This window comes from Dyella sp., assembly GCF_036568765.1.
GTDB lineage: Bacteria > Pseudomonadota > Gammaproteobacteria > Xanthomonadales > Rhodanobacteraceae > GSA-30.
The window spans coordinates 1-5,801 of record NZ_DATCRY010000303.1; the positions used below are offsets into that span (position 1 = coordinate 1).

At 62.9% G+C, this 5,801-nt stretch carries 6 protein-coding genes and 1 pseudogene; 1 reads left to right on the forward strand and 6 read right to left on the reverse strand.

Annotation, left to right across the window (positions count from 1 at the left end):
* The 4 genes from VIM98_RS19040 to VIM98_RS19055 form a co-directional block, all read right to left on the reverse strand.
* The coding region (locus VIM98_RS19040) for a glycosyltransferase family 2 protein (protein WP_331994681.1) at nucleotides 1-568 on the reverse strand (568 nt) is incomplete at its 3' end.
* Complete coding sequence (locus tag VIM98_RS19045) at nucleotides 558-1,829, reverse strand: O-antigen ligase family protein (RefSeq protein WP_331994682.1); 1,272 nt, start codon at nucleotides 1,827-1,829, stop codon at nucleotides 558-560. The genes VIM98_RS19040 and VIM98_RS19045, both read right to left, overlap by 11 nt.
* 137 nt (nucleotides 1,830-1,966) lie before the next feature.
* Nucleotides 1,967-3,094 (reverse strand): glycosyltransferase, encoded by a 1,128-nt coding sequence (locus tag VIM98_RS19050; RefSeq protein ID WP_331994683.1) that lies wholly within the window; start codon nucleotides 3,092-3,094, stop codon nucleotides 1,967-1,969.
* Nucleotides 3,095-3,191: 97 nt separating this feature from the next.
* Nucleotides 3,192-3,395, reverse strand: coding sequence for a zinc-finger domain-containing protein (locus tag VIM98_RS19055; RefSeq protein WP_331994684.1), 204 nt, complete (start codon nucleotides 3,393-3,395; stop codon nucleotides 3,192-3,194).
* 167 nt (nucleotides 3,396-3,562) lie between these two features.
* Between VIM98_RS19055 and VIM98_RS19060 the strand changes: the two genes are divergently transcribed.
* Nucleotides 3,563-4,807 (forward strand): Yip1 family protein, encoded by a 1,245-nt coding sequence (locus VIM98_RS19060; RefSeq protein WP_331994685.1) that lies wholly within the window; start codon nucleotides 3,563-3,565, stop codon nucleotides 4,805-4,807.
* Nucleotides 4,808-4,881: 74 nt separating this feature from the next.
* Here VIM98_RS19060 and VIM98_RS19065 read toward each other — a convergent pair whose 3' ends face one another.
* Together VIM98_RS19065 and VIM98_RS19070 are read right to left on the reverse strand one after the other, a co-directional pair.
* Complete coding sequence (locus VIM98_RS19065; RefSeq protein WP_331994686.1) at nucleotides 4,882-5,460, reverse strand: YceI family protein; 579 nt, start codon at nucleotides 5,458-5,460, stop codon at nucleotides 4,882-4,884.
* A 44-nt stretch (nucleotides 5,461-5,504) separates the two neighbouring features.
* Nucleotides 5,505-5,801: pseudogene (locus tag VIM98_RS19070) on the reverse strand (nitroreductase family protein); the annotation flags it as partial.

Here is a 5,801-nt window from a genome sequence, read left to right on the forward strand (position 1 = left end):
GCTTATGCGCGACCATGCCGCTGGTATAGCGGTTTATCTTCTCTACCCGCGTGGCGATGTCGCCATCGCCGTCGTTGACGAAATCCGCACGCCGCAGCGTCTTGACCGGGCCGTTCACTTCGACAGCCGCATGAACTTCGACATCGTTCATGCCGCCGCGACGACGGTCGAACAGGCGCAGATGGCCGTTGCGCCAGCTCCAACGATGCTGCACGGTCCAGAACATGCGCTCGCGCCGCGGCAAGCGATAACCGGCATAGCGCGGTGCCGTCAAGGCACGCTCGATTTCCTCGCGCGTGCCGGGCGAAAGCATCTCGTCGGCATCCAGATTGAGAATCCAGTCGTGACTGGCCAAGGCGAAAGCACGCTGCTTTTGCGGTCCGTAGTCATCGAAAGGATGACTGTCGATGCGTGCGCCGTGGCGGCGGGCGATCTCCAGCGTCGCATCGCTGGAACCCGAATCGAGCACCACGATTTCCTCGGCCCAATCGACCTGGCTCAGGCAGGCATCCAGCGTGTCGGCGTTGTTGTACGTAATCACGACTACCGATAGCGGCTCACGGGGCATGCTCACGCTCCTTAACCGGCCAGGCAATCGACAACGCGGCGCACCACAGCCCAAGCAGCCAGGCAAACAGCAGCCCCCACCACGCCGAATAGAATGCCAAGTGGGTATTCAGCGGGAACAACATCGCCGCCAGCGCCACAGTCACTGGAAAGGCAGCTTCGCGCCCAGCGCCAGCGCGACGCCAATAGCGCAGTGCCCAGGCAACGGCGGCAAGCCAGCACAGCAGTCCGATGGCGCCGGTTTCGGTCAGTATCTCCAGTACCAGCTGATGCGCATGACAGGCTCCCTCGCCTTCCCCACAGGTTTCGTCGGTGAGGAAATGATCGTTGGACGGGGCAAATTGCGCATAGGCATAACGATAGGCGCGTACGCCCACGCCATTGACCGGATGGGCCTGGGCCATCTTCACGCTCGCGCGCCAAATATCCAGCCGTCCCGTCAGCGCGGCATCCAAAGCATGGTCGGAGCCCTGGAAGGCCATCAGAGTGCGGTCGATACGCGTCTGGAAGCGCTCCGAGGTGTGCCAGGCGATCGCACCGGCCAGAGCCATCAGCACGGTGCAGCCGGCGCACCAGACAAGGAAACGCAGCGGCGAGCGCGCTTCGCGCCAGGCGAAGGCCAGCGCCACCAGGGCATAGCAGAGCCAGGCGGCGCGGGAGCCGGCCAACAGCACCGGCCCGAGCATGGCCACAAAGGCCAGCAGCAGGCCCACTCGACCCCAGCGCTCGCGCGCGACCCACAGAGCAAAGGGCGACAACACCGCCAGTGCCGGACCGAGCTTCAGGTTATGCGCACCGAAGATGCCTGAAATGCGCTCTGCTTCGGCACGACCGGCGACGCTCCATCCGGTTAGAGCCTGTACCCAGGCATCCAGCGTCCAAACAGCCAGCACCACGGCCACGGCGATATAGAGCGCACGCAGCTTTTCGGCGCGCCGAATGGCGAAGCAGGCGTACAGGCCCAGCGGGATATAGCGTAGCAGCGCCGCTACAGTGGACCAGCTCTTGCCAGGCGCGACCGAGTCGATCGCCGAAATCGCCGCGGCCAGCACATAAGCGCCCAACAGCCACAGCAACAACCGGGCGCCTGCATGCTCGGCCAACGCTTCCGGGTGACGCAGGAACAGCATGACGGTGCCGATCAGGCAGATCGCCGTCCCCAGCTCCGCGCTGCGACCCAACGGAAGCAAGGCGATAACCAGCCAGAACGGCAGCAAAGGCGAGCGCAACGCGGCGCGCAAGGACAAGGAGGATGTCGACATCGCGGTATTGTAGAGCCAGCCGCTGCGCGGCTCCCTCACCCCGGGCTTAGCCGGGGAGACGACTGGGGCGAGCAGGATTACTGCAGGCAAAAAGCTCCGCAATGTCATTCGAGGTTCCCGGTTGGGAACGGCTTTGCTCAGCCAGCCATCACTTCGTCGTACAAGGCCAGGGTGGCTTGCTGCATATCGCCCAGGCGATAGTTCTGCAGCATCGGAATGGCTGGCGCCACACGCAACAACTCGGCGGCACGTTCCACCAGCCGTTCGCGGTCGCCGGGCGGTACGCGGCCAGCGGGATAGAGTTCGGCAAGCAGCTCGCCGACACCGCCATGCGCATAACCAAGCACCGGCCGGCACAGCGACAGTGCCTCGACCACGGTGCGGCCGAACGATTCCGGCTTGTTGGACAACTGCAGAATCAACGCCGAAGTAGCGTAGATATCGCGCACATCGTCGCGCGTGGGCGTGATGACCACCTGGTTTTCCAACCCCAGCGAAGCGATCAAATCGCGCAGCTCGGCGGCGTAGGTTTCCCGGCCCGGCTCTTCCGCCCCAAGCAGAAGCAGGCGCGCATCGATGCCGCGGCGCTTGAGATCGGCAATCAGGTGAATGGCGTCGTGATGCCCCTTCAGGCGAGTGCCACGGCCCGGCAGGGTCAGCAGCGGTGCGCCGGCCAGGGTAGGAAACTCGGTGAAGAAAGCCCGCGTCCATGCATCGTCCGGACGGTGACCGTAGGGAAACGCTTCCGGATCGATTCCGCGCGGGATCACCCGGACGCGCCCAGGTTCGAGCCAGCGGTAATGGCTAAGCACGTAGTCGCGCAAGGTTTGCGAAACCGCCACGATGCGCTCGCCGCGCAACAGGATGGCGCTATAGCGGCTGGGCGAATTCAGTCCATGCACGGTCGTGACGAAATGCGGCTTGGGACTCAGGCCCTTCATGGCCCACCAGCCCATCCAGGCCGGCAGCCGCGAACGCGCATGCACGATATCCGGCTGGATTCGGCGCAGTTCGCGCCGCAAGGCAAACATCCGCCCCAGGGTACTGAACGATTTACGCCCGATATCGAGCACGATGTGCTCGCTGCCTTCGGCCGTAAGCCGCTCGACCATGCGGCCGCCAGCGGAGATCACCACCGAGCGATGCCCCGCCTGGACCAACGCCCGCGCGACCTCGAGCGCCGAACGCTCGGCGCCGCCGGCGTGCATCGACGGGATCAGCTGGACGACGGTCAAAGACCTGGCAGGGGTGACGGCGGCGGACATGTATTCTTCGTTGAGGGCCTTCATCCCACCGGACAAGCACCAATCATGCCGGGCCTTGCGCGGGGGGACCTGGGTGGGCGCCGAATCGGCGGCCGGATCAGTCCTTTAATACGTAACATGCGCCACAGTAAGGACAAGTCGACTCGCCGCCGTCGTCCACGATCGGCAAATAAACCTTAGGATGGGAATTCCACAAGGCCATGCCGGGCATCGGACAGGACAAGGGAAGGTCCGCGCGCGTCACTTCATAACGATTTTCGGCATTTGCCGGGATCGGCGCCGCGGTGGAGGTAGGCGACATGGGAAGGGCTCCGGAAACTGGACATCAAGCAGCCAATGGTAGCAGGCTCGGGGGTTCCGGACGGGGGCGGAGGGGACGGCTCGGGGCATAGCCCTTGCGGCCAATTCAGATTGTCATGAGGCGGCCTTTAGACTCTGCCGCCGGACGTTCTTGCAGAGGGGATTACCATGGATTTTGCAAAGATCATTGCGCGCGCCAAAGCGATCCTGACCACACCCAAGACCGAGTGGCCGGCGATCGCGATCGAACCGGAAACACCCAAGGGGCTGTATCTCAATTACGTCGTCGTTCTGGCCGCCTTGCCTGCAGTGGCCGGGTTTGTCAGGTCGAGCCTTTATGGCTTCGGCGGGCTGGCCATCCCGATCGGCATCAGTTTTACGCAGATGGTGGTGTCCTATCTGCTGTCACTGGCCCTGGTCTATATCGCCGCGCTGATCGTCAACGCCCTGGCGCCGTCATTCGGCGGGCAGAAGGACATGATGCAGGCGCTCAAGACTGTCGCCTATGCATGGACGGGATACTGGGTGGCCAGTATCGGGCTGATCCTGCCCTGGATCGGCTTGCCGATCGCCATTGCCGGTCTGATCTATACGATCTACCTGACCTACCTGGGCGTGCCGCACACCATGAAAGCGCCGATCGACCGGACGGCGGGATACACGGCGGTGAGCGTCATCATCGGGATCGTTATCGGCTGGATCCTCACCGCCATCGTCAGCGGCATCTTCCTGCATAGCGTCAACCACGCCGGCACACTGAGTTTTACCGACGGCGAGGGGCGCCAGGTCACCGTCGATACCGGAGCCATGGCGGCCAAGCTCGATGCGATGGGCAAGCGTGCCGAGGAAGCCTCCAAAGCCATGGACGAAGCCCGTAAATCGGGCGATGTCGCCGCTCAACAGGCCGCCGCCGACAAGATGGTCGGCGCGACGTTGAGCGGTGGGAGCAAGGTCGAGTCGCTCTCGACCGAACAGATGAAAGGCTTTCTGCCCGACAGCGTGGCCGGTCTCAAGCGAGAAAGCGTGAGTGCGGCGCGCAATGCCTCGATGGGCATCCAGGTCACCGAAGCCCAGGCCAATTATGGCGATGGCAATGACCATTCGCTGGAACTGGATGTATCCGACACCGGCAGCATGAAGGGCATGATGGCGATGGCCAGCGCCCTGGCACCGCAATCGGAGACGCAGACCGATCACGGCTACGAGAAAACGTATACCGAGCATGGCCGGATGGTGCAGGAACGCTGGGACAGCGCGAGCAAGGAAGGCGAATACAGCGTCGTGGTCGGTCAGCGCTTTACCGTCAAAGCGACGGGGCACGCCGATTCGATCGACCAGCTCAAGCAAGCGGTTGCCGCAGTGGATCTGAGTAAGCTGGAGAGCCTCAAGGACGAGGGCGTGGCGAAGGAGTGAGTCCAATGCTCCCGGCTGGATAGAACACACAAAAAAGCCCGCGCATGGCGGGCTTTTTTGTGGCGGTGCGATGCTTACTTCGCGACCGAGCCTTCGGTCGTGATGTGAATCTTGATCTCGTCACTGACGTTGGGGACATAGGCGCCCATGCCGAAGTCCGAACGCTTGATGGTGGCGCTCGCATCGAAGCCGATCGCCTGCACCTTCATCATCGGGTGCTCGCCGACCTTGTTGAGCTTGGCGTCCAACACGACCGGCTTGGTCACGCCGTGCACGGTCAGGTCGCCGGTGACCTTGAACTTGCCGTTGCCTTCGGCCTGCACCTTGGTGCTCTTGAAGGTGACGGTCGAGTACTTGTCGGCATCGAAGAAGTCCGGCTTCTTCAGGTGCGCATCGAGGTCGCTCACATGGGTGTCGAGGTTGGCCAACGGCAGGGTGACTTCCACCGAGGACTTGGCCGGGTTCTTTTCGTCGAATACCAGGGTGCCATCGCCCAGACCCAGGTTGGCGGTCGGGTTGGAGAAACCGAAGTGATTCCAGCTGAACAGGACCATCGTGTGGCCCGGATCGAGTTTGTAGGTGACCGGATCCGCCTGGGCAGTGACAGCGGCGCCTAGCAGACCGGCGAGAAGCAGATAACGAACAGCACGCATGAACATTCTCCTTGTAGGGTGGGATCGGGTCCGATCCGGCGAAATTAAACGATTTTGCAGGCTTCGTCGAAGGTCAGCCGCGGGTTACGCGGAAACAGGTCGCGGCTGGCATCGCCGTAACCGAGATTGACGATGAAATTGACCTTGACGCTGGTGCCGGCAAAGAAAGCCGCGTTGACACCGTCGCCATCGAAGCCCGACATCGGACCGCAATCGAGGCCGACAGCGCGCGCGGCGAGCATCAGGTAGGCACCTTGCAAGCTCGAATTACGGAAGGCGGTAACATCGATCAGTGGCTGATTGCCTACGAACCAGCTACGCGCATCGGCGTGCGGGAACAA

Excerpts from the sequence above, each read along its gene's own strand:
- VIM98_RS19045 (WP_331994682.1), bottom strand. The coding sequence starts at position 1,829 with ATGTCGACATCCTCCTTGTCCTTGCGCGCCGCGTTGCGCTCGCCTTTG.
- VIM98_RS19050 (WP_331994683.1), bottom strand. The coding sequence starts at position 3,094 with ATGTCCGCCGCCGTCACCCCTGCCAGGTCTTTGACCGTCGTCCAGCTG.
- VIM98_RS19055 (WP_331994684.1), bottom strand. The coding sequence starts at position 3,395 with ATGTCGCCTACCTCCACCGCGGCGCCGATCCCGGCAAATGCCGAAAAT.
- VIM98_RS19060 (WP_331994685.1), top strand. The coding sequence starts at position 3,563 with ATGGATTTTGCAAAGATCATTGCGCGCGCCAAAGCGATCCTGACCACA.
- VIM98_RS19065 (WP_331994686.1), bottom strand. The coding sequence starts at position 5,460 with ATGCGTGCTGTTCGTTATCTGCTTCTCGCCGGTCTGCTAGGCGCCGCT.